We start from the raw sequence: 23548 nt of genomic DNA, 5'->3' as shown, positions 1-23548 counted from the left end.
TCCTGAGCCAGCCGGGATCGAGCGATCCCACCCCGCTCGGCTGGGCGGCGCAGTTCGCGATGCTGTGCCTGTTCTTCGTGCTCAACTACTACAGCGTCAAGACCTTCGCGCGCGCCAACAACATCGTCAGCGTGTTCAAGTTCGTGGTGCCGCTGCTGGTCATCGTGGTGCTGTTCACGCATTTCAAGCCGGCCAACCTGCAGATGCATGGCTTCGCGCCGTTCGGGCTGTCCGGCATCCAGGCCGCCGTTTCCGCCGGGGGCATCATCTTTGCCTACCTCGGGCTGACGCCGATCATCTCGGTGGCCAGCGAAGTCCGCTCGCCACAGCGCACCATTCCCATCGCGCTGATCCTGTCGGTATTGCTGTCCACCCTGATCTACGTGCTGCTGCAGATCGCCTTCCTCGGCGGCGTGCCGACCGAGACGCTGTCGGATGGCTGGCGTGGCGTCGGCAAGGCGTTCGCGCTGCCTTACCGCGATATCGCGCTGGCGCTCGGCGTGGGCTGGCTGGCCTTCCTGGTGGTCTCGGACGCGGTGATCTCGCCCAGCGGCACCGGCAATATCTACATGAACGCCACGCCCCGCGTGGTCTACGGCTGGGCGCGCGGCGGCACCTTTTTCAAGCTGTTCTCCCGTATCGATGCGCCCTCGGGTATTCCGCGGCCGGCCTTGTGGCTGACCTTCGCGCTGTCCGTGTTCTGGACCCTGCCCTTTCCCTCGTGGGAGGCCATGATCAACGTGGTGTCGGCCGCGCTGGTGCTGAGCTATGCGGTCGCGCCCGTCACGGTGGCCGCATTGCGCCGCAACGCGCCCGGCCTGCACCGGCCGTTCCGGGTCCGGTGGCTGGCGGTGCTCGGCCCGCTCTCGTTCATCATCGCCGCGCTGATCGTGTACTGGTCCGGCTGGGGCACGGTGTCCTGGCTGCTGGGACTGCAGATCGCCATGTTCGTGGTCTACCTGCTTTGCAGGCGCGCGGTACCCACCCATCGCCTGAGCCTGGCGCAACAGGTGAAGTCCTCGCTGTGGCTGATCGCCTTTTATGTGCTGATCATCGTGGCCTCCTACCTGGGTTCCTTCGGCGGCATCGGCGCGATCGGCCATCCGTGGGACACCGCACTGGTGGCGCTTATCGCGCTGGGGATCTATGGCTGGGGAGCCCGCACCGGCATACCTTCCGCGCTGATGGATCTCGGCGCTGACGATGACGAATAGCGCTTGCCTCAACCTCAACCTCAACCCCCACCTCAACCCGGAGCCCCGATGAACGATCCCGTCGCCCCACCGCAGCACAGGCAGGCGCGCGGCACTGCCACCGAGCGCCTCTCCCTGCGCGAAGTCCGCGCGCTGGCCATCGCCGTGCTGCGGCATCACGGGTTCAGCGATCCGCATGTCGAGGCCGTGGCCGATACGCTGGTCGCCGGCGAGCGCGACGGCTGCGCTTCCCATGGCCTCTACCGGCTGCTCGGCTGCATCGCCACGCTCAAGGCCGGCAAGGTGTCGCCGGACGCCATGCCCAAGCTGCACGAGATGGCGCCCGCGCTGCTGCGGGCCGATGCCATGCGCGGCTTCTCGCAGGTGGCCTACAAGACGGCGCTGCCGCACCTGATCGGCAAGGCCCGCTCGCAGGGCATCGCGGCGCTGGGCATCAACCGCTGCGTGCATTTCTCCGCCTTGTGGGCGGACATCGAACCGCTGACCGACGCCGGCCTGGTCGCCCTGGCCTGCACGCCCAGCCATGCCTGGGTCACGCCCGCGGGCGGCAGCAAGCCGCTGTTCGGCACCAATCCGCTGGCCTTCGGCTGGCCGCGCGCCGGCCAGCCCGCTTTCATCTTCGACTTCGCCACCAGTGCGGTGGCGCGCGGCGAGATCGAACTGCATCGCCGCGCGGGCAAGCCGATCCCCGAGGGCTGGGGCATCGATGCCGACGGGAAATCCTGTACCGATGCCGCCACCGTGCTGGACCACGGCGCCATGCTGACCTTCGGCGGCCACAAGGGCGCAGCCCTCGCCGCCATGGTCGAACTGCTCGCCGGTCCGCTGATCGCCGACATGACCAGCATGGATTCGCTGGCCTACGATGCGGGCACGAAGTCGTCGCCGATGGGGGGCGAGCTGATCATCGCCATCGATCCCGCGCGCTTTCTAGGCGCGCAGTGCGAGGCGGAGCTGGCGCGGGCGGAAAGCCTGTTCGAGGCGATGCTCGGACAAGGGGCGCGGCTGCCTTCGCAGCGCCGCTATCGGGCGCGCGAAGCCAGCCTGCGCCATGGCGTGCTCATCCCGCGCGCGCTGTATGACGACGTCGTGGCCCTGCTTCCGCGCAGCGCGGCCTGAGGATCGCTACAGCAAACCCAGCTGCCGCGCGATAGCCACCGCCTGCGTGCGGTTGCTGGCGCGCAGCTTGGCGCTGATATTGCGCAGGTGGGTGCGCACTGTGGTCTCCGAGACAAAGAGCCGGTCAGCCATCGCCACATTGGAGAAGCCCTCGGCCAGCAGCTGCAGCACCTTCTGCTCCTTGGGCGTGAGCGGCTCCAGCAGGCCGTGGCGGGCCTGCATGGCGGCGGGGTCGGCTGGCTCCGGGGCGCCGCCGCAAGCCTGCAGCAACCGCTCGACGTAGCCCGCGGACAGCGCGCTGCCCTGGCGCACGCAGGCCTCGCCCACCAGCCGCCGGATCTCGGCGCTCTCGTCGGCGAAGATGCGGATAAAGCCTTCCGCCGCCCCGAAGCGCAGTGCCTCGCCCATCGTCAGCAGCGCTCGCGCGGCATCGCCGCTGCGCTGGCAGGCCAGCGCCAGCAGGATGCGCAGCTTGAGCGCGCGCCGCATCAGTTGCGCCCGCTCGGCGRCAGCGAGTTCTTTCTCGATCGCCTCGCGCGTGGCGGCCGAGGGCTCGGTGAACAGTGCCAGCCGCAGCCGCCCCATGGGCACGTCTTCCACGTCGTTGGCAAAGGAACTGACGGCGCTGACGCCGGGCCGCGCCCGCCACAGTGCCGGGTCCGCCGCATGCAGCAGCGCCTCCTCCGCCGCATGCTGGTTGCCCTGCAGCAGGGCCAGCCGGGCGCGCTCCAGCATGGCGCCCAGCACCAGCCGCGGCAGGCCGCGATGATGGCCGAGGTGCTCGAGCGCGGCCAGCCATTCGTGCGCGCCGTCCACGTCGCCACGATCGCAGGCGATGCGGGCCAGCACGGTATGGCCGGTGATGATCTGGTCGGGCAGGCCGAGGTCGCGCGCCAGCGGTACGTACACATTAAGCAGGCGCTCCGCGCGCTCGCGCTCGTTGATCTCGTAGAGCGCTTCGGCCAGCAGGATGCCGGCCATGGCGTTGCCGTTGGTGGGACCATAGCGGTTCGGCAGCATGGTGCTGGCGGCAATGCGGAAACGCGCCAGCGCTTGCTGCAGGCGCCCCTGGCGCAGGTCGATCAGCCCCTCCACCGATTCCGAGAAAATCTTGTTGAAATTGCTGTCGGAACCGCGCACCACCTGGCGGGCCACGCCCAGCAGCCGGCGCGCCTCGCGGTAGTCGCCGGTCACCGCGGCCATGCGCGCCATCGAGGTGGCAAGGATGGAATCCGGGAACGGGTAGCCCATCGGCAGCGGCAGGGGATCATCGCGGCTGTAGGCGCGCGCCTCGTCGAAGCGGTCCATCATGTTCAGCAGCATATGGCGCAGCGCGCGCACGTGGGCCAGCAGGTCGCCCTCGGCGCCGGCCAGCGGGATGGTCTGCAGCAGCGCGATGGCGTCCGCCGGTCCGCGCGTAAACGACAAGGCCCAGACATGGGCGATCTGCAGCTTGGGCCACGCCGCCAGCGCGTCGGCCGGCACGGCGTCCAGCCAGCGCGTCAGCAGGCGCATGCGCCCCTGCGCCAGCAGGTCGTCCACGGAGCCCGCCAGCAGCGGCAGCGCGTGGCCGACCGCGCCGGCCGCCAGCGCATGTTCGATGGCGGGCACAGGGCGGCCCTGCGCCTCGTACCAGCGCGAGGCGGCCATCTGCAGCGCCGGCACCTCGTCCGGCATGCCCTGCTGGAGTTGCGCGCGCAGGAAGCTGGAGAACAGGCTGTGATAACGGTACCAGCGCGCATTGGGTTGGGCGGGACGCTCGGCGCCGCCGTGGCGTTCGCCGTCCAGCGGCATCAGGAACAGGTTGGCCCGCTCCAGCCAGGCGAGGATTTCCTCGCTGTCGGCGGTGCCGCAGACGGCGTCGCACAGCGGCCCGCTGAGCTGGTCGAGGATGGAGGTGCGCAGCAGGAAAGCGCGCACCGCATCGGGCAGGTGCAGGTAGACGTCCTCGACGAGGTAATCGGCAACGGCTGCGTTGGAGCCGGAAAAGCCGGCGATGAAGGCGTCCGGCTGGCCGCGCCGCTCCAGCGCCACCGAGGCCAGCCACAGCGCCGTGGCCCAGCCTTCGGTACGGCGGTGCAGCGTGGAGATGGCCGCGGGTTRCAGCGCCAGGCCGCGCGCGCGGCGCAGGAAATGATCGGTTTCGTCGGCGGTAAAGCGCAGCTGGGCAGGCTCGATCTCCAGCAGTTCGCCGCGCGCGCGCAGGCGTGCCAGCCCGGAATCCGGCACCCAGCGCGTGCCGACCACCAGCCGGCCGCCAGGCGGCAATTGCTCCACCACCTGCCAGACCAGGCCGGCAACGGCGGGATTCTGCAAGGCCTCGAAGTCGTCCAGGAACAGGGTAAAGGGGCGGTCGTGGCCCGCCATGCGGTCGATCAGCGCCAGAGCCTGCTCGCCCACCGGCCGAGGCGCCGRCTGGCTGGCGGCGAGCGGCGCGCCCCCCTTGCGCAGCACCAGCTCGAAAGCGGCTTCCAGCGAGCCGAGAAACCGCGTGGCGTCGTTGTCCGCGCGGTCCAGCGTGAGCCAGGCGGTGGCAACGCCGTCGGCATCCAGCCGCGCGCGGCATTGCAGCATGGCGGTGGTCTTGCCGAAACCGGCCGGCGCGCGCACCAGCACCAGCTTGACGAAGCCGGCCGCGCACACCGCGTCGCAAATGGCGCGGCGTTCCACCTGGAACGGGGTCAGCATGGGCGGGCGCAGCTTTGCCACCAGCGTGGCCGCGCGGGCGGCGCCCCCGTGRCCCGCGCTGGTCTCCTCGATTATTGCCATTCGCCGTGTCTTCCTGTTGGCGGCGGCATCCGCGCCGGGCGGATGCCGCGCGATCGGCACCGGCTTATGGTTGCCGGCTGCTGGCGCCACATGCGCCAGGGATCGAACGGCTGATTATGGCGTAAACGACCGCCTGGCACCCGGCGCACCCATGCGCGCCGGTGCCGCTGCCTAGACGAGCTTGTTCTCCCGTCCCGCCCAGTAGCGCTCGCGCAGCAGCCGCTTGAGCAGCTTGCCGGTCGGCAGCCGCGGCAGTTCGTCGGCAAAGTCCACCGAGCGCGGGCACTTGATGGGCGAAAGGTGCGTGCGGCAAAAGGCAAGCAATTCGTCGGCCAGCGCCGGGCTGGCGTGCGCCATGTCGAGTGGYTGCACCACCGCTTTGACTTCCTCCCCGAAGTCCTCGTTGGGCACGCCGATCACCGCCACGTCCATCACCTTGGGATGGGTCATCAGCAGGTTCTCGGCCTCCTGCGGATAGATGTTGACGCCGCCGGAGATGATCATGTTGGCTTTGCGGTCGGTCAGGTAGAGATAGCCGTCCTCGTCCACGTAGCCGACATCGCCCAGCGTGGTCCAGCCCGCATGCACGGGGTGGCGCGACTGCACGGTCTTCTCGGGATCGTTGTGATAGACAAAGCTGCGCCCCTCGGCGAAGTAGATGATGCCCGGCTCGCCCGGCGGCAACACGGCGCCGCTGTCGTCGCAGATACGCAACTCGCCCACCGACGCGCGGCCCACCGTGCCCTTGTGGCTGAGCCAGTCGGCGGAACCGACCGCGGTGGACCCGTTGCCCTCCGTGCCGGCGTAGTACTCCCAGATGATCGGGCCCCACCATTCGATCATCTGCTCCTTGACGGCCACCGGACAGGGCGCGGCGGCATGCACGGCAAAGCGCAACGAGGAAACATCGTGGCGCTGGCGCACCGCCCCGGACAGCTTGAGCATGCGCGAGAACATCGTCGGCACGACCTGGGTGTGTGTGATGCGGTGCGCGGCCACCAGCCGCAGGAATGCTTCCGCGTCGAAATGCTCCATCACCACCGAGGTGCCGCCGAGTTGCTGCACCGCCATGTTGTAGCGCAGCGGCGCCGCATGATAGAGCGGTGCGGGCGAGAGGTAGCGCATGTCCGGGCCGAACTGGTAGAGCGACTGGCACATCAGCGCCAGCCTGCCCGGCACGTCGATCTGCGGGTTGGCCGGCGGCGTGAATACGCCCTTGGGGCGGCCGGTGGTGCCGGAGGAGTACAGCATGTCCGTGCCCGCGCATTCGTCCTCGATGCGCCAGCCGGGGTATTGCGCCAGGGTGGTCTCATAAGCGATGAAGCCGGGCACGGCGCCGTCCATCATCAGGCGCGCGCCCAGGCCCGGCGCTTTGGCCGCCAGCCCCTGCGCCACCGCGGCCTGCGCGTGGGAGGTGACGAGCATCCTGGCGCCGCTGTCGGCCACGATGTGCGCCGCGTCGTCCACATTGAGCCGCGTGCTGATACAGACGTAGATCAGCCCCGAGCGCTGCGCGCCCCAGCACAGCTCGAACAGGCGCGGATGGTTCTCCAGCAGGAAGGCCACGCGGTCGCCGGGCTGCAAGCCGTGATCGCGGAACAAGCGCGCCACCTGGTTGGAGCGCTCGTCAAGCTCGCGGTAGGTGACGACGGTGCCGCCCGCCATGATGATGGCCGGCTTGTCCGGGGTGCGCTGCGCGTGAACATGCGGGTGCATGACTGACCCTCCTGGAAGTGGGTGTGGCAGAACTGGCTGACTGGATGGATGCCGCGGAATCCGGCATGGAATACGACGACCCACATTGTCCGGACACGCGGCCGTCCCGGGCATCGTCCGAAGCGACGAACGCGCCTTGACGCGGTGCCGCAATCGATGCGCAGGCGCGCTTGCGCGCCGGGGACGATTCGTCGCATCGGACGATGCAGCGCCGCAGCCGCTTCGCATAATGGCAGGTGCCCTAAAGCAACCGCGCCGAGGACCCACAGTGGATTTCCAATTCAGCGAAGAACAATCAATGCTGCGCGACACGCTCGCGCGCTACCTGGCCGATCACTACGACTTCGAAACGCGCCAGGCGGCGCTCCGCTCGCCGGCCGGCTGGCGGCCCGCATGCTGGAAGGCGCTGGCGCAGGAACTGGGCCTGCTCGGCGCGGCGTTCCCGGAACGCTTCGGCGGGCTGGGCGGCGGCGCCATCGAACACATGATCGTGATGGAGCAGTTTGGCCGCCACCTGGTGGTAGAGCCCTACCTGTCAACCGTAGTGCTTGGCGGCGGCGCCTTGCTGCATGGCAGCGAAACGCTGGCGGCCAACTGGCTGCCCGCCATCATCGGCGGCGAAGCCACGGTAGCCTGGGCGCACGGCGAACCGCGCAGCCGCTATTGCCTGCACGACGTCGCGACCAGCGCCACGCGTGGCGAAGGCGGCTGGCGCCTGAGCGGGCACAAGGCCGTGGCGGTGGCCGCGCCGTGGGCCACGCACCTGGTGGTCAGCGCGCGCACCGCCGGCCAGCGCCGCGACCGCGCCGGCATCAGCTTGTTCTGGATCGAACGCAACGCGCCGGGCGTGACGCTGCTGGAATACCCCACGGTGGACGGCTCGCGCGCCGCCGACATCCTGCTCGACAACGTCTTCGTGCCGGACAGCGCCCGGCTGGGCGCCGAGGGCGACGCGCTGGCGCTGATCGAGCGCCTGAGCGACGACGCCGCCGTGGCGCTGTGCGCCGAAGCCGGCGGCGCGATGAGCCGGATGCTCGCCGATACGGTCGACTACGCGCGCCAGCGCAAGCAGTTCGGCGTGCCGATCGCCACCTTCCAGGTGCTGCAGCACCGCATGGCCGACATGTATGTGCAGCTCGAACAAACCRTGGCGCTGACCCAGGTCGCCGCCATGCAGGCAGGCGCCGATCCCACACAGCGCGCGCTTGCCGCCAGCGCCGCCAAGGCGCAGGCCGGACAGGCCGGCAAGTTCGTGGGCCAGGCCGCGGTGCAGATCCACGGTGGCATGGGCGTGACCGAAGAGCTTGCCGTCGGGCATTACTTCAAGCGCGTCACCGCCATCGACCTGCAGTTTGGCTCGGCCGAACATCACCTGCGCCGCTACGCCGACCTGCTGTATCCGGCTGCCGCGTGAGCGCACGCATCCCTGCCCGCACCGACGAACATCCCGAGGCCCACCGATGAATCTCGATTTCTCCCCGCAAGAACTGCAGTTCCGCGACGAGGTCCGCGCCTGGATCACCGAGGCCTTCGACCCCGGCCTCAAGGCCCTGATGGCGCGCACCAAGAATGGCTACCTCGACAAGGAAGGCCAGGTGCGCTGGCAGAAGAAACTGTTCGAGCGCGGCTGGGCCGCGCCCAACTGGCCCGAGGAATACGGCGGCCCCGGCTGGACGCCGGCGCAGCGCTACCTGTTCCAGGCCGAGACCGCCGCCGCCGGCTGCCCGACCGTATCGCCGATGGGCCTGAAGATGGTGGCGCCGGTGATCATGAAATACGGCAGCCCCGAGCAGAAGGCGCGTTTCCTGCCGCCCATCCTGCGCTCCGACATCTGGTGGTGCCAGGGCTACTCCGAACCCAACTCCGGCTCCGACCTGGCCTCCCTGCAGATGCGCGCCGAGCGCGGGCGCGATCAGGACGGCGAGCACTATGTCCTCAACGGCTCCAAGATCTGGACCACGCACGCGCAATGGGCCGACTGGATGTTCTGCCTGGTACGCACCAGCCGCGACGCACGCCGCCAGGACGGCATCTCCTTCGTGCTGGTGGACATGCGCACGCCCGGCATCACCGTGGCGCCGCTGCCCACGCTGGACGGCCCGGTCGCGGGCCAGCAGGAAGTCAACCAGGTCTTCTTTGAAAACGTGCGCGTGCCGGTCGAAAACCGCATCGGCGAAGAAGGCCTCGGCTGGACCTACGCCAAGTACCTGCTCGAATTCGAACGCGGCGGCAGCTATGGTCCGATGCTGCGCCAGCAACTGACCAAGGTAGCGCGCATCGCGGCGAACGAACCCGGCGAAGATGGCGGCCGCCTGCTCGACGATCCCGGCTTCCGCCGCAAACTGGCCGAGCTGCATGTACGCGCCGCCGCGCTGGAAGCGAACGAGCTGCGGCTGTTCTCCAGCGTAGCGTCGGGCACCTCGATCGGCGCCGCCTCCAGCATGCTCAAGCTGGCAGGCACCGAAACCATCCAGGCCATCAGCGAACTGGCGGTGGAAGCCGCCGGACCTTACGCGCTGCCCTTCGTGCAGGACGGATGGGCGGAACAGCAGGGACGCCCCGCGGGGCCGCAGATAGGCCCCGACTACGCCGCACCGCTCGCGCCGCGCTACTTCAACTATCGCAAGGCATCGATCTACGCCGGCTCCAACGAAATCCAGCGCAACATCATCGCGAAGCTGGTGCTGGGGCTCTAAGGTTGAGAGCCTCGGCAGCAATCGCATGAACGGCGGACACGAGCCACCGGAAGCAAATCCGGTGGCCTCTCCAGCGCGACGACATAACGAGCGCCCGCCCTCTCCCCCGACCCCTCTCCCGCAGGCGGGAGAGGGGAGCGAACCGGCGGACCGATCGATATCACCACGCGAAAATTCGGTGTAGCCGTGCGGAGCGCCCCCAAGGGCGGGCCGCACCCCAGCGCGATGCGAAGCGAGCCGTGAAGGTGTACCAGGCCGTATGGGGCGCCTTGTTTGCCTACTTTCTTGGCAAGACAAGAAAGTAGGTCGCCCCCCGCAGGGGGGTGAAACCGCCTTTGACTTTAGGCTTTTAGGTTTTCAGGGCTTTTAAAGCTAACCCCCCCCCTCAATTAACCCTCCGCTCAAACCCCTCCCAATAAGGCTCCCTCAACTTCCTCCTCAACAACTTCCCCGACGGATTCCGCGGCAACGCATCCACAAACTCAATACTCTTGGGAATCTTGAACCCAGCCAACCGCTCCCGCGCCCAAGCCACAATGCCATCGCGGTCAGCAACCTGCCCCGCCTTTAGCACGACAATCGCCTTGACCGCCTCGCCCCACTTCTCGTCGGGCACCCCGATCACCGCCACGTCGGCCACCTGCGGGTGGCCATAGATGGCACTCTCCACCTCAGCCGGATAGACGTTCTCCCCCCCGCTGATGATCATGTCCTTGACCCGGTCGTGGATATAAACATAACCCTCGGCGTCGAGATAGCCCGCATCGCCGGTCCGCAACCACCCGTCCGCATCGATCGTCCGCGCAGTCTCATCAGGCTGCTTCCAGTACCCCGCCATATTCTGCGGCGACCGGATCATCAGTTCCCCGACTTCCCCGGGCGGCAACCGCCGGCCCTCCCAGTCCACCACCACTACCTCGACATCGGGCAAAGGCTTGCCCGCGGCCCGCATACGCGGCACATCCTCGGTCGTATGGTCCTCCGGTGGCAACGCCACCACCGTGCCGGTGGTTTCGGTCATCCCGTACTGTTGCGCGAAGCCGCACCCGAATACCTCGATGCCTTCACGCAGCAACGCCGCGGGAATCGGAGCAGCCCCGTACAGCAAGGTCTTCAGGCGGGAGTAATCGATGCTGCGCGCGCGCGGATCGCGCAATACGAACTGCATCGCGGCAGGCACCAGGAACAGCTTGCTGACACGCTCGCGCTCGAAGAAATCCAGCACCGCGGCAGGATCGAAATCGCGCGCGACCACGCCCTTGGCCCCCGCCAGCAAGCTGCGCAACCCCCAGCCGGACCCACCGATATGCGCGACCGGCATCGCCACCAGCGAGACATCGTCATCCGTCCAGCGCGACCAAGGGATATCCTCGCGCTCGCTCGCCTCGGTGCCGGCGGTGAGGTTGCGATGGGTCAGCATGGCGCCCTTGGGGCGGCCCGTGGTGCCGGAGGTGTAAAGCTGCAGCACCACGTCGTGCGCGGCAGGCTGGTGCGCCGGCGGCACGGGTGCATGCGCGTCGCGCCACGCGGCATAGGCGGGCCAGTCCGCCTGGCCGCCTTCCATGGCGATCACGCCGCGCACCAGCGGCAACGCCGGCAGCAGCTTGCGCACCAGTTCCACCGATTCCGGCCCGGCGAACAACAGCGCGGCATCGGAGTGGCCGACGATATAGCCGACCTCCGGGGGCGCCAGGCGCCAGCTTGCCGGCGCCATCACGGCGCCGATCTTGGCGGCGCCCAGCAGCAACTCGAAATAGTGATCGCAGTTCTTGCCGATATAGCCGATACGGTCCCCCGGCCCGATGCCCGCGGCCAGCAGCGCCTGGGCGACGCTGTCGGTGTGGCGGTCGAACTCGCGGTACGTCGTGAGCCTGCCCTCGAAGGCATAGGCCACGGCATCGGGCCGCCGCTGCGCGAAGTGACGCAACGCGTGCGGCAATGTCGTCAGGTAACTGAAATCCATCAGCGCCTCCTTCTCTCGGTCCTGCTGCATGYGCGCGTCCTTTTCCTTGGGGTGAGAGATCAGCGCGGCGCCATGCGGATGGCGCCGTCGAGCCTTACCGATTCGCCGTTGAAATAGCTGTTGCGGCACATCTCCAGCGCGAGCGAGGCAAACTCTTCCGGCGCGCCGAGCCGCTTCGGAAACGGCACCGAGGCGGCCAGCGCTGCCTTGACGTGCTCCTGCGCGCCTTGCAGCAGCGGCGTATTGAAGATGCCGGGCATGATGGTGTTGACGCGAATGCCTTCGCCGGACAGGTCGCGCGCAATGGGCAGGGTCATGCCGACCACGCCGGCCTTGGAGGCGGAGTACGCGGCCTGGCCCATCTGCCCGTCCTGCGCCGCCACCGAGGCGGTGTTGATGATGACGCCGCGATCGCCGTCGCGCGCGTCCAGTGTCAGCATGCCGGCGGCCGAACGCGCGAGGCAGCGGAAGGATCCGATCAGGTTGATCTGGATGATGCGCTCGAACGCATCCGAGGCAAAGAAGCGGATCTGGTCCGGCGCTTCCTTGGCCCGCGATGCGGTCTTGATGGCGTTGCCGGTGCCGGCGCAGTTGACCAGGATACGTTCCTGGCCCAGCGCCGCGCGTGCCTTGGCGAAGCCGGCTTCGACCTCGGCCTCCGAGGTCACGTTGACCTGGCAGAACACGCCGCCCAGTTCGCGTGCCACGGCTTCGCCCTTTTCCGCATTCATGTCGAACAGCGCGACGCGCACGCCGTGCGCCGCCAGCGCGCGCGCGGTGGCTTCGCCCAGGCCCGAGGCGCCACCCGTGATGACTGCCGTTACCGTTGCATCGAGTTCCATCTCTTCTCCACGTTTTCCCGTATCTGCTGAATCATTCCCGTCGGCGCGCGGCGATGCGCGGGCGGTGGAATGCCTGCGTCCGGCAGACCGCGAAGCGGCCCGGCCAGCGTGGTATGGAGATTCGGGGATGGCGGCGCGGCACGCATCGTCGGAAGCGACGAATGCATGAAAACACACCGGACGCCGCATGGCAGCGCCCATGCCGTCGCGCACGGGATGCTCCCGTGCGCAACGGCTTGCTGCGGCCTTGCGAATGGACGAACGGACGAATGGACGAGTTAATGAACTGACGAGCCGACGGACGCGCGTGTGCCCCGGAACCTAGCGCCTCGTCGCCAGGTGATACAGCAGCAACAGGATGACCGCGCCCACCACGGCACCGATAAAGCCGGCCGACTGTCCAGTCCGGTACCAGCCCAGCGCTTGCCCGAGGAACGTCGCGGCCAGCGAGCCGACAACGCCCAGGCCGGCGGTGAGGAAGAAGCCGCTCGGTCCGCGGCCCGGCGTTAGCATGCGCGCAACCAGCCCGGCGAGAAAGCCGATTAGAACGACCCAGATCAAGTGCATGTCATGCCCCCCGGCAGCGATGTTCGTTGCTCACTTGCATGCCTTGCCGTGATCCGCATGGAAGCCTTGCGCGGTAGCATCGGCTTCACTCATGTAGGCGCCGCTCTTGGTCTTGCCATAGTACTTCGTGCCGGGGCAGTGATAGACCTTGGAACTCTTGTTGACCCATACCTGACCGGGCCCGCCACCCGGTGCGGCGGCACCGGACGCGGCGGCAGCGGGCGCGGCCGGCTTGGCCATCGGTGCGGTGGTGGCGGGCGCGGCAGGCTTGGCCATCGGCGGGGCGGCCGCGGGAGCGGCCGGAGCCGCCGGCGCGGCCTGGGCACGCGCCAGGTGCGGGATCGAGACGAAGAGCGCGGCGGCCAGCAGCATGGGCAAGCCGACGCGCCGGCTGAACATGGCGGGCGAGACGGTGACGGCTTTCATAGCATTCATGACAGGCTCCTGCGGTAACAATGCCAATGGGACAAGGAAACGACAGGGCTGCAGACAGCCGCAACCCGACCGACACGCAATACCTCACTCAACGGCCCGCATCGCCACTGCGTTGACCGCGAGCCCGGCACCGCACGCGTGCCCCGGCTTTGGGAGGGATCGGCCACACGTACGATGTGCCTCTGAATGCCCATGACGGCAAAGCGCTGGCCGAACAGGGGTGCGGTATCCGCGATGCGCTACAGTGTCAGGCATTCCCCGGCTAGGACCGGCAGCCCTCTACGTGCATGCGATGACGCTCCTGAACAGGTCCCCGAAAACGCCAATGGCCACCACCCGCGCCAGTGGCGCCGCACTGGTTCCGCTGCTGCTTGGGCTGTGGCTCGCGCTGGCCGGCGCCTTGCTGGCGCGCCCGGCGCTCGCGGCGCCGCCCGGACTGGCCACGCTGGCGGCAGCCGTCAAGGCCGACGCCGCGCCGGCCTCGCACCCCGCCGCCAGCGAGCCGCTTGCCCAGTCGCTTGATCAGGTCATCACCACGTTGCAGAGCGACAAGGATCGCAAGGCCCTGGTGGAGCAGTTGCAGACGCTGCGCCAGGGTGTCGATGCGGCCAGCGCGGCGTCGGCGCCGCAGCCGGGCCTGCTCGGGGCGATTGCCGAGGCGGTGGACCACCTCGACGCGACACTGGGCAAGGACAAGGGGCCATGGCATTACTGGCGCTGGCGGATCGATTTCGCCGGCGAGGAGTGGCAGGCCGCGCTGACCGTCAACGGGACCCGCTCGCCGTGGCAATCGGCGCGGGAGTTCTGCACGGTGCTCTCGGCCTGGTTCCTGGCCGGATGGCTGCTGCTGGAGGTCGTCAGGCGGGTGCGCCACCGGCGCATCCGGCCGGCCGTGCGCCACGAGTTGCCGACAGTACCGTCCTGGATGGACGTCGGGCTGTACATGTTGCGCAGGGTGGCGCCGTGGGTCGCGGCCTTCGCCCTGGCGATGCTGCTCTCCAGCAGCATGTTCGAGCGCTCGCCCGCCAGCGTGGCCGGCATGGTGATCGCTTATTCGGTGGTGGCGGGAGCCGTGATGGGTGCGGTGTGCCAGGTCATCTTCGCGCTGTTCAGGTCCGCGCATCGCTCCCACGCGGTGCATGACCTGCTGCTGCACTCGCGCGGGCTGCTGTTCGCCACCGGCGTCCTGGCGGCACTGGGCGACGTCACCAACGACGCCCGGGTGATCGCCTCGCTCGGCACCAACCTCTCGGCGCTGATCTCCACCGTGGCCAATATCGCCGCGGCGCTGCTGATCGCCTGTTTCACGCTGCGCTTTCGCCGGCAGATCGGCCAGATCATCGGCAACCGGCCGCTCGCCTTCCGCCAGGAACATCCCGCCATCATGGATCTGTTGCGCCTGGTGGGCTCGACCTGGCACCTGCCGGTGCTGGCGGTGGTGGTGGCCTCGGTGGCCGGCACAGTGCTGGCCACCGGCCACGCCGACATCTTCCTGCGGCGCACGGTGGGCTCGGTAGCGTTGTTCGTCGCCGCGCTGCTGCTGACGCTCATCACCGGCCGCTCGCCCAAGGCCGCGCACCGCGCGCCACGCTTTCGCGACCGCCAGCGCTCGGCCTACCTGGCGCGTTTCGGGCGCTTCGCCGTGGCGCTGGTACGGGTGGTGATCTGGTTCGCCTACTTCGAACTGGCCAGCCGCATCTGGGGCATATCGCTGCTCTCGCTGATCGAGTCGACGCCGGTCGGCAAGCGCATCGGCGAGGCGGTGTTCAGCGTGACCAGCACGGTGCTGATGTCCTGGCTGCTGTGGCTGCTGATCGATACGGCCATCACGCAAACGCTGACGCCTGCCTATGGCCGCGGGCAGGCGCCCAGCCTGCGGGCCAAGACCATCCTGCCGCTGGTGCGCAATGCCTTGTTCGTGGCGCTGCTGGTCATCACGCTGATCGTGGTGCTGGCCAACCTCGGCGTCAATGTGACACCGCTGCTGGCCGGCGCCGGCGTGGTCGGCCTGGCGATCGGCTTCGGCGCGCAGAGCCTGGTGCAGGATCTGATCACCGGATTGTTTATCGTGGTGGAAGACTCCATCGCGATCGGCGATTCGGTGGAACTGCCCGACCATGCCGGCACGGTGGAGGCCATGACCATCCGCACCGTGAAGCTGCGCGACGGCAAGGGCGCGCTTCACGTGCTGCCGTACAGCCAGATCAAGGCCATCAAGAACATGTCGCGCGGCTATGCCTATGCCGTGTTCAACATCGGCGTGGCCTATGGCAGCGATCTCGATCGCGCCATCGAACTGATCCGCGAGACCGGCAACGAAGTAGCACGCGATTTCCGTTACGCCCGCAACCTGCTGTCCGGCCTCGATATCCTTGGCCTCGATCGCTTCGACCCCGGCGGGTCGGTGGTGCTGGCCCAGTTCAAGACCCGGCCGCTGACCCAGGCGGAAATCACGCGCGCCTTCAACCTCCGGCTCAAACGCAAGTTTGACCAGCACGGCATCAGCATGGCCACCCAACGGGTGACGGTGCAGGTCGAAGGCGGAACACTCGCCGCTGGCCAGGCAGTTCAGGCCGATGACCTGGCAGCTGGTGCCGCCGCCGCCCGCACGCCAGGCGCGCCCGCCGCCGGCTGAGCCTGCGACGGGATGCACAAGACGCACGCAGAAACGGGTACGCCTTGCCGGCCCGTGTGCCGGGCGGCGGTATTTCAGCGCTGAAATATTTTGAAATAATCGGCAAAACAACAGCTTATACAACACTGCCGTTTGCGAAGTTATGCTCGGATACGCATAATGCCGCCAGCGGTAACGCAGAGAAACGGCGCCCTGTAAAACGGGCGACCCGATCCTGTCCGGTGGCGCACGCCACATCGGAGCCGGCCATCGCGAGCCAGCCGTACCAGCTGGCCAGGAAAAAGCGCAAAGCGGAATCGGGCGAAAGCCACCGGGGAGAAAAACAATATGGGCTACCATCCATCGGCGGACGAAGACTTCCATCGTCTGATCGATTCGATCTATGAGTCGGCGCTTGATGTCACCGCCATGCCTGCCGCGCTCGGCCTCTTCTCCAGCTACACCGACACCGACAGCCCGCATTACCTGGTATGGGACAAGTTGTCCGGGCAGGCACGCCTCGGCGTCACCCCGCACGGCTGCTTCTCGGCGCAAGGCACGCATGTCCCGGAGGGCCTGCACGCGCTGGCGAACCTGCCGGCGCGCACGCTCGCCGTCGCCCACGCGGGCGAAGGCGAGGACGAAGCACCCTGGCGAGCGCCGGCGCATGGCGCCGACCTGGAGCAAGGCATCCGCCTGCTCGATACCGCCGAGGTCTGCGTGCTGATGGGCGGCACCGGCCGCGACGGCCGGCAGGGCGCCGGTTTCGGTGGCACGGACGCCTCGGCCTGCCGCAGCCGGCGTCTGGCGCGCGTGCTGCCGCACTGGGCACGCGCCGCGCGCATGCAGCAGCGCAACTTCGAACTGAGCGGCCTGGCCGCCCTTGGCCTGGCCGGGCTCGATTCGCTCGACTTCGGCGTGATGGTGCTGCAGGCCGACATGCGTGTGCGCTACGCCAATATCTGGGCCGAAGCGCTGGTGCAGGCCGACAGCCAGCTGGCGCTGGAAAGCGGCGTGCTCACCGCCCACGATCCCAACCTGCACGTCACGCTGCACAAGCTGCTGGAGCGCGCCATGCATCCCCGCAGTGGCGAGGCGGCGGCCGGCTCGTGGATGCATATCACTTCGGGCGGCCAGCCCGTGCCCATCATCGTGCTGCCGCTGGTGGCGCGCCAGCCGGTGGAAGGCCCGTGGCAACTGCCGTTCGCCATGGTGCTGATGGGCAATTCGGAATCGCGCTCGGTGCTCGACACCTCGGTGCTGACCTCGCTGTTCGGCCTGTCGCGCAAGGAAAGCATCGTCGCCATCCGCCTTGCGGCCGGCGAAACCCTCAACGAAATCGCCGAACGCGAGTTTGTTTCTCCGCATACGGTACGCGTGCATATCCGCGACATCCTGCGCAAGACCGGCACCCACCGCCAAAGCGAACTGGTGCGCCTGCTACACCTGCTGCCGGGCGTGGCGCTGGAACGCGCCGGCACGCCGCGTGGCGGCCGGGTGTCCATCTGATCCAGGCCACGAGCCCGGCCTAGCCGGCCGCGGCGCGGGCTACCTCCAGCAGGCGCTGCACCTGGCGATCGTCGCTGTCGGTGGGCGTGGCCAGCGCAATGCCGATGCGCGCGGCCGGCCGCGGACTGGTCAGCCGCAGGAAACGCACGCGTCGGTTGGTATAGCGCGCCGCCACGCTGGGCACCAGCGCCACCCCCAGGCCGCTCTCCACCAGGCTGACGATGGTCTGCACCTGCACCGCCTCTTGCGTCACACGCGGCACGAAGCCCGCTTGCTGGCAAAGCATCATGGCCACCGCCTGGAGGTTTGGCACATCCGCGATCGGATGCATGATGAAGGGCTCGCCAGCGAGTGCCTTGAGCGCGATCGCATCGCTCGCGGCAAAGCGGCTGTCGGCCGGCACCGCGGCCACGAATTCGTCGGTCTCCAGCGGCATGAGCGTATAGCCGCCACTGCTCAGGATGGGAAAGCGCACCAGCCCGGCATCGAGCTGATGGCGCTCCAGCCGGTCCAGGATCGCCGCCGAGGTGGATTCATGCAGGATCAGCTCGATGCCAGGGTGGGCCGCGCGGAACGCCGGGATCAGCCTGGGCAGCAAGGCATAGGTAGCCGATCCGACAAAGCCCACGCGCAACGCGCCGCGTTCGCCATGCGCCGCGGCCAGCGCCGCCGCACGCGCCTGGGCCACGTGGAACAGCGCGCGCCGGGCATCGTGCAGCGCGGCCTCGCCGGCCTGGGTCAGCCGCACCCCGCGCGAAGTGCGCACGAACAGCGGCGTGCCGAGCGAATCCTCCAGCTTGCGGATCGAAATGGATAGTGGCGGCTGCGCCATGTGCAGGCGCTCGGCCGCGCGATGGAAGTTCCCGGTCTCGGCCAGGGCAACGAACTGCTGAATTTGACGAAGGTCCACGTTGATATCCGCTGAATATCGGATCCTAAAAATCTAATATTAGACGCAAACCATTGCCCTGTTCTACCCTGTGACCATCGGCATTCGCACGGCCACACCCGGCCGCAAGCGGCAACCGGCACAAGAACAGACAGGAGACCCCAGGCATGTTGCCCCTCTCAGGCATCCGCGTGATCGACCTATCCACGGTCGTGATGGGCCCGTACGCCAGCCAGTGGCTGGCCGACCTCGGCGCCGAAGTGATCAAGGTGGAACCCCCCGAAGGCGATTCCACGCGGCGCACCGGCCCCGCCGCCGAAGACGGCATGTCGGCCATCTTCCTGGGCGTGAACCGCAGCAAGAAGAGCGTGGGGCTCAATCTCAAGCTGCCCGCGGCSCAGGCCGCGCTGGAGCGCCTGCTGGCGAGCGCCGATGTGTTCGTGCACAGCATGCGCCCGCAGAAGCTGGGCGGTCTGGGGCTGGAACCCGCCGCCGTGATGGCGCGCCATCCGCGCCTGGTCTACGTCAGCTTGCTGGGCTTTGCCGAGGAGGGTCCCTATGGCGGCCGCCCGGCCTACGACGACATCATCCAGGGCTTGTCCGGCAACGCCGCGCTGATGGCGGCGCAAACCGGCACTGTGCGCTATTTCCCCACCATCGCGGCCGACAAGACCAGTGGCCTGGTGGCGGCGCTGTCGATCTCGGCCGCCCTTGCCGGGCGCGAGCGCCAGGGCGGCAAGGGCACGCTGGTGGAAGTGCCGATGTTCGAGTCGATGGTGGCCTTCAACCTGGTCGAACATCTGTACGGCCAGCATTTCGAACCGCCGCGCGGGCCTGCCGGCTATCCGCGCGTGCTGGCGCCACTGCGCCGGCCGTACCAGACCGCCGACGGCCACGTCTGCATGATGCCGTACACCGATGCGCACTGGCGTGACTTCTTTACCGCCGCGGGCCGTCCCGACCTGGCGGCCGACGCGCGTTTCACCGGCATCGCCGCGCGCACGCAGCATATCGAAACGCTGTACGAACTGACCGGCGAAATCGTGCGCGCGCGCACCACCGACGCCTGGCTGGCGCTGTGCGAAACGCTGCAGATCCCGGTCGCGCGCGTCAACCAGCTCGCCGAACTGGTGGACGACCCGCACCTGCGCGCCACCGGCTTCTTCGACATGCTGGACGACCCGGCCATGGGCACGCTGCGCTTTCCCGGCGCACCGGTGCGGTTCGACGGTGAACGCGCGGCGCCGGCACTGCCGCCGCGCCTGGGGGAGCACACCCGCGGACTGCTCGGCGAGGCGGGCCTGACCACCCAGCAGATCGACGAGCTGGGACGGGACGGCGCAGCCTATTGCGCGCCCCCGGCCGCCGACGCCTAACCCCTGCCCCATTCCCGCTCCTAACATAAAGGAAGCCGGCCGCCGATGGCGGCCCTCACCAGGAGACGCCGTGCCCCATACCCAACTTCCCCGCCTCGGCCAGGGCTTTTATTGGCAGGACATCAAGGAAGGCCAGGCCTTCCAGACCTTTCGCCGCACCGTGACCGAGACCGACCTGGTCAACTTCATCTCGGTCACCGGCATGCTGGAGGCCATCTTTATCGAAGCGGGCTACGACGGCGGCGCCATTCATGGCCGGCCCGTGCCCGCCGCGCTGACCTACGCGATGATCGAGGGCTTCATCCTGCAGACCATGATCCAGGGCACCGGGCTGGCCATGCTGGAGCTGACCCAGAAAATCCTGGCCCCGGTGGTGGTAGGCGACACGATCTGGGCCACCGTCACCGTGACGGGCATCCGCCCGACCTCGCGCAACGGCCGCGCCGTGGTGGACTCGGACATCGAGGTCTTTAACCAGCGCCATGAACGCGTCATGACCTATTCCGCCCGGCGCCTGCTGGCCGGCCGCTAGCCCGTTGGCCCAGTTAGCCCGCGGCGCGAGCCGCCAACACCGGAGGAGACTGCATGCCAGGACAAGGCAAGAAGAAAAACGACAAGACGGATAAAGGGACCAGCGCGGCGATTCGCCGCCGCAGCCGCAGGCTCGCCCTGCTGGCCCCAGCGATCCTGGTGCTCGGCGCATTCGCAACCCCTGCCCGCGCCGCCGGCTATCCCGCCCACCCCGTCAAGCTGGTGGTGCCGTTTCCGCCGGGCGGGCCCACCGACCTGGTGTCGCGCGTCATCGCCAGGAAGATGTCGGAGGAACTGGGCCAGCAGGTGATCGTGGACAACCGGCCCGGCGCCAATGGCAATATCGCCGCGGAGCTGGTCGCCAAATCGCCGGCGGATGGCTACACGGTGCTCTACAACACCTCGTCGATCGCGCTAAGCCCGGCGTTGTACAAGCATCTGTCCTACGACGTGCGGCGCGACTTCGCCCCGGTGGCGATGACGGCGATGGTGCCGCTGGTGCTGGAGGTCAACGCCCAGGTACCGGCCACCAACCTGGCCGAGTTCATCCAGTACCTGAAAGCCAACCCCGGCAAGCTGACCTACGGCTCGGCCGGCAACGGCAACGTGACCCACCTCGCGGCTTTCCTGTTCCTGCAGGCCAACGGCCTGTCGGCGGTGCACGCGCCCTACAAGGGCAGCGCGCCGGCGCTGACCGACCTGGCCGGCGGCCAGGTGCAGTTCATGACCGACACCATCAACTCCTCGCTGCCGTTTATCCGCGACAAGCGCATGAAGGCGCTCGCGGTGACCAGCATCACGCGCAGCGCGCAACTGCCCGATGTGCCGACCGTGGCCGAGACCGTGATGCCTGGCTTTGAGGTGGGCGCCTGGCAAGGCATGCTGGTGCCGGCCAGGACGCCGCCCGAGATCGTGCAAAAACTCAACGCCGCCACGCTCAAGGCGCTGGCCGCGCCGGACGTGCGCGCCAGCCTGGCCGCGCAGGGCGCCGAGCCGCGCGGCAACAGCCCCGAAGCCTACGGGAAGTACCTGGCGCAGGAAATCACGCGCTGGCAAAAGGTGGTGAAGGACTCCGGCGTGACGCTGGAATGATCCGCCCCTTCCCCATCGCGCGCACCGCCTGTCACGGAGAACCGTCTTGACTTCCCTGCTGAGTACCTTCCAACTCACCGCCCTGCCACCGGCGGCTGCCGCCTTCCGGCGCGAGGTGAAAGCCTTCCTCGCCGAACATCTGCCCGAACTGCCGCCCGAGAAGCGCGCGCGCTCCTGGATGGGCTTCRACGCCGGYTTCAGCCGCGCGCTCGCGGGCCGCGGCTGGGTGGGCATCACCTTGCCCGCGCAATACGGCGGCGCCGGACTCGATCCGTTCTCGCGCTTCGTGCTGGTGGAGGAACTGCTGGCCTGCGGCGCCCCGGTTTCGGCCCACTGGATTGCCGACCGCCAAAGCGGGCCGCTGATCCTGCGCTACGGCAGCGACGAGCAGAAAGCCTTCTACCTGCCCCGCATCTGCAAGGGCGAGGCCTTCTTCTGCATCGGCATGAGCGAGCCCAACTCCGGCTCCGACCTCGCCAGCGTGGCCACCCGCGCCGTGCCCGAGCCGGACGGCGGCTGGCGCCTGAACGGCCGCAAGATCTGGACGACCAATGCCGACCGCTGCCACTACATGCTGGCGCTGGTGCGCACCTCCGGCAATGCCGAGGACCGCCAGCGCGGTTTGTCGCAGGTCATCGTCGACCTGTCCGCGCCAGGCGTCACGGTGCGCCCGATTCATGACCTGGCGGGCGATGCGCACTTCTCCGAAGTCAGCTTCGAGGACGTGATGCTGCCCGCGCAGGCACTGGTCGGCCGCGAAGGCAGCGGCTGGGAACAGGTCAACGCGGAGCTGGCCTTCGAGCGCAGCGGGCCGGAACGGCTGTATTCCAGCGTGGTGCTGCTCGATACCTGGATCCCGGCGCTGCGGCGCGTGCCGGAGGCGCGGCGCGACACCGTCACCATCGGCCGGCTGGCGGCCAGGCTGGCGGTGCTGCGCGCCATGTCGCTGGCGGTCACGGCCCGGCTCGCCGCTGGCGAAAGCCCGGTGGTGGAAGCCGCGCTGGTCAAGGACCTTGGCACGGAGTTCGAACAGTCCATCCCCGCGCTGGCCGAAGCCGCGCTGGGCGCCGACCCGCAACTCGCCGCCGATCCCGGCCTGTACCGCACCCTGGCCTATGTCAGCCAGGTCGCACCATCCTATTCGCTGCGCGGTGGCACGCGCGAGATCCTGCGCGGCATGATCGCCCGGGGCCTTGGCCTGCGCTGAACCGGAGTTCCAACATGCATAACGCTTACTCGGACGCGCTCGATACCGTGCTGCGCGACTGCTGCACGCCCGCCGCAGTCCGCGCCGTGGAACGCGGCGAAGATCACCAGCCGCTATGGCAGGCGCTGCAAGACAGCGGCTTTGCCGACTGCCTGCTGCCGGAGGACGCCGGCGGCGCCGGCCTGCCGCTGGACGACCTGGCGCCGGTGTTGTTTACGCTGGGCCGTCATGCGGTGCCCTTGCCGCTGGGCCAGACGCTGTTCGCCCGCGCGCTGCTGCATGCCGCCGGGCTGGCGGTGCCGCCCGAGCCCATCGCGCTCGCGAGCTTCGACAGCGGCGCGGATACCGCGCTGGTACCCGGGGGCGCGCAGGCGGCGTGGTTCCTGGTGCAGGAAGACACGCACTGCGTGCTGCTGCCGCGCGCCCAGGCACAGGCCAGCGCGACCGGCGTCCATGCGGACCTCGCCGTGAGCCTGCCGCGCCCCCCGCGCGATGGCTTGCCCGCCTTCACGCTGCCGGCCGGTGCCCTGCGCCAGACCGGCGCCTGCCTGCATGCCGCGCAACTGGCTGGCGCGATGTCGCATGTATTCGAGATGACGCTGCAATATGCCAACGACCGCCAGCAGTTCGGCCGCGCCATTGRCAAGTTCCAGGCCATCCAGCACCAGATCAGCATCATGGCCGAGCACGTCACCGCCGCGCGCATGGCCGCGCAGATCGCCTGCGCCGCCGGTGGCTGGCGGCCGGACCCGCTGCGCGCGGCCATCGGCAAGCTCAACGCCAGCGAGGCCGTCACGCCGGTGGCTGCCATCGCGCACGCCGTGCACGGCGCCATCGGCATCACCGAGGAATACGACCTGCAACTCTATACGCGCCGCCTGCATGCCTGGCGGCTGGCAGACGGGTCGGAAACGTACTGGGCGCGGGTGGTGGGTGAACTGGTGTGCGGCCAGGCCGGGCCAGGGGTGGTGGATACGGTGCGTGGCTGGAGTACCGACGCGGCCTGAAC

At 68.6% G+C, this 23548-nt stretch carries 18 protein-coding genes; 11 read left to right on the top strand and 7 right to left on the bottom strand.

Translation table 11 applies throughout. From position 1 onward, the window contains the following. Positions 1–1214 (top strand): APC family permease (locus AC1DKD_RS03770; protein ID WP_477142952.1); only part of this gene is annotated, 1214 nt, incomplete at its 5' end. Positions 1215–1262: 48 nt separating this feature from the next. Beyond that, the gene (locus tag AC1DKD_RS03765; protein ID WP_441636149.1) at positions 1263–2333 is read left to right on the top strand and encodes an Ldh family oxidoreductase; all 1071 of its coding nucleotides are present in this window, start codon (positions 1263–1265) and stop codon (positions 2331–2333) included. A 6-nt stretch (positions 2334–2339) separates the two neighbouring features. Here the strand turns inward: AC1DKD_RS03765 and AC1DKD_RS03760 are convergent, their stop codons facing one another. Both AC1DKD_RS03760 and AC1DKD_RS03755 read right to left on the bottom strand, forming a co-directional pair. Beyond that, positions 2340–5102 (bottom strand): winged helix-turn-helix domain-containing protein, encoded by a 2763-nt coding sequence (locus AC1DKD_RS03760; protein ID WP_477142951.1) that lies wholly within the window; start codon positions 5100–5102, stop codon positions 2340–2342. 171 nt (positions 5103–5273) lie between these two features. Beyond that, positions 5274–6818, bottom strand: coding sequence for an AMP-binding protein (locus AC1DKD_RS03755; protein WP_441636145.1), 1545 nt, complete (start codon positions 6816–6818; stop codon positions 5274–5276). A gap of 268 nt (positions 6819–7086) precedes the next feature. Here AC1DKD_RS03755 and AC1DKD_RS03750 point away from each other — a divergent pair, with 268 nt between their 5' ends. Then, on the top strand, positions 7087–8232 hold the full coding sequence (locus tag AC1DKD_RS03750; RefSeq protein WP_477142950.1) for an acyl-CoA dehydrogenase family protein: 1146 nt from the start codon (positions 7087–7089) through the stop codon (positions 8230–8232). 46 nt (positions 8233–8278) lie between these two features. Then, entirely contained in the window at positions 8279–9514 is a 1236-nt protein-coding gene (locus tag AC1DKD_RS03745; RefSeq protein ID WP_441636141.1) for an acyl-CoA dehydrogenase family protein, read from the top strand. Between the two features lie 385 nt (positions 9515–9899). On the opposite strand, the gene AC1DKD_RS03740 is transcribed toward AC1DKD_RS03745, so the two are convergent. The 4 genes from AC1DKD_RS03740 to AC1DKD_RS03725 all read right to left on the bottom strand — a co-directional run bounded on the left by AC1DKD_RS03740 (position 9900) and on the right by AC1DKD_RS03725 (position 13321). After that, positions 9900–11477 carry a fatty acid--CoA ligase gene (locus tag AC1DKD_RS03740; RefSeq protein ID WP_441636158.1) on the bottom strand — a complete coding sequence of 526 codons (1578 nt, stop codon included), beginning with the start codon at positions 11475–11477 and terminating at the stop codon, positions 9900–9902. 59 nt (positions 11478–11536) lie between these two features. Continuing rightward, positions 11537–12319: an SDR family NAD(P)-dependent oxidoreductase gene (locus AC1DKD_RS03735; protein ID WP_045235399.1), complete on the bottom strand. Its 783-nt coding sequence runs from the start codon at positions 12317–12319 to the stop codon at positions 11537–11539. Between the two features lie 321 nt (positions 12320–12640). Further along, positions 12641–12886 carry a GlsB/YeaQ/YmgE family stress response membrane protein gene (locus AC1DKD_RS03730; protein ID WP_441636139.1) on the bottom strand — a complete coding sequence of 82 codons (246 nt, stop codon included), beginning with the start codon at positions 12884–12886 and terminating at the stop codon, positions 12641–12643. 30 nt (positions 12887–12916) lie between these two features. Next, complete coding sequence (locus AC1DKD_RS03725; protein WP_447431580.1) at positions 12917–13321, bottom strand: hypothetical protein; 405 nt, start codon at positions 13319–13321, stop codon at positions 12917–12919. Positions 13322–13646: 325 nt separating this feature from the next. Between AC1DKD_RS03725 and AC1DKD_RS03720 the strand changes: the two genes are divergently transcribed. Beyond that, positions 13647–15956 (top strand): mechanosensitive ion channel family protein, encoded by a 2310-nt coding sequence (locus AC1DKD_RS03720; protein ID WP_477111153.1) that lies wholly within the window; start codon positions 13647–13649, stop codon positions 15954–15956. Between the two features lie 327 nt (positions 15957–16283). Continuing rightward, on the top strand, positions 16284–17444 hold the full coding sequence (locus AC1DKD_RS03715; protein WP_441636867.1) for a helix-turn-helix transcriptional regulator: 1161 nt from the start codon (positions 16284–16286) through the stop codon (positions 17442–17444). A 19-nt stretch (positions 17445–17463) separates the two neighbouring features. Here AC1DKD_RS03715 and AC1DKD_RS03710 read toward each other — a convergent pair whose 3' ends face one another. Next, positions 17464–18354 carry a LysR family transcriptional regulator gene (locus AC1DKD_RS03710; RefSeq protein WP_441636865.1) on the bottom strand — a complete coding sequence of 297 codons (891 nt, stop codon included), beginning with the start codon at positions 18352–18354 and terminating at the stop codon, positions 17464–17466. Between the two features lie 146 nt (positions 18355–18500). Here AC1DKD_RS03710 and AC1DKD_RS03705 point away from each other — a divergent pair, with 146 nt between their 5' ends. The 5 genes from AC1DKD_RS03705 to AC1DKD_RS03685 all read left to right on the top strand — a co-directional run bounded on the left by AC1DKD_RS03705 (position 18501) and on the right by AC1DKD_RS03685 (position 23546). Further along, entirely contained in the window at positions 18501–19709 is a 1209-nt protein-coding gene (locus tag AC1DKD_RS03705) for a CaiB/BaiF CoA transferase family protein (protein ID WP_477142949.1), read from the top strand. A gap of 70 nt (positions 19710–19779) precedes the next feature. Continuing rightward, positions 19780–20241: a MaoC family dehydratase gene (locus AC1DKD_RS03700; RefSeq protein WP_035863165.1), complete on the top strand. Its 462-nt coding sequence runs from the start codon at positions 19780–19782 to the stop codon at positions 20239–20241. 53 nt (positions 20242–20294) lie between these two features. Then, on the top strand, positions 20295–21332 hold the full coding sequence (locus AC1DKD_RS03695) for a Bug family tripartite tricarboxylate transporter substrate binding protein (RefSeq protein ID WP_441636861.1): 1038 nt from the start codon (positions 20295–20297) through the stop codon (positions 21330–21332). 46 nt (positions 21333–21378) lie between these two features. Then, complete coding sequence (locus AC1DKD_RS03690) at positions 21379–22539, top strand: acyl-CoA dehydrogenase family protein (protein WP_477142948.1); 1161 nt, start codon at positions 21379–21381, stop codon at positions 22537–22539. A gap of 14 nt (positions 22540–22553) precedes the next feature. Further along, positions 22554–23546, top strand: a complete 993-nt coding sequence (locus AC1DKD_RS03685) for an acyl-CoA dehydrogenase family protein (protein WP_477142947.1) — start codon at positions 22554–22556, stop codon at positions 23544–23546. The last annotated feature ends 2 nt before the right edge of the window (positions 23547–23548 follow it).

The sequence above is a fragment of the Cupriavidus sp. 05T313 genome (assembly GCF_056396665.1).
This window is presented reverse-complemented; position numbering and strand designations above follow the sequence as displayed.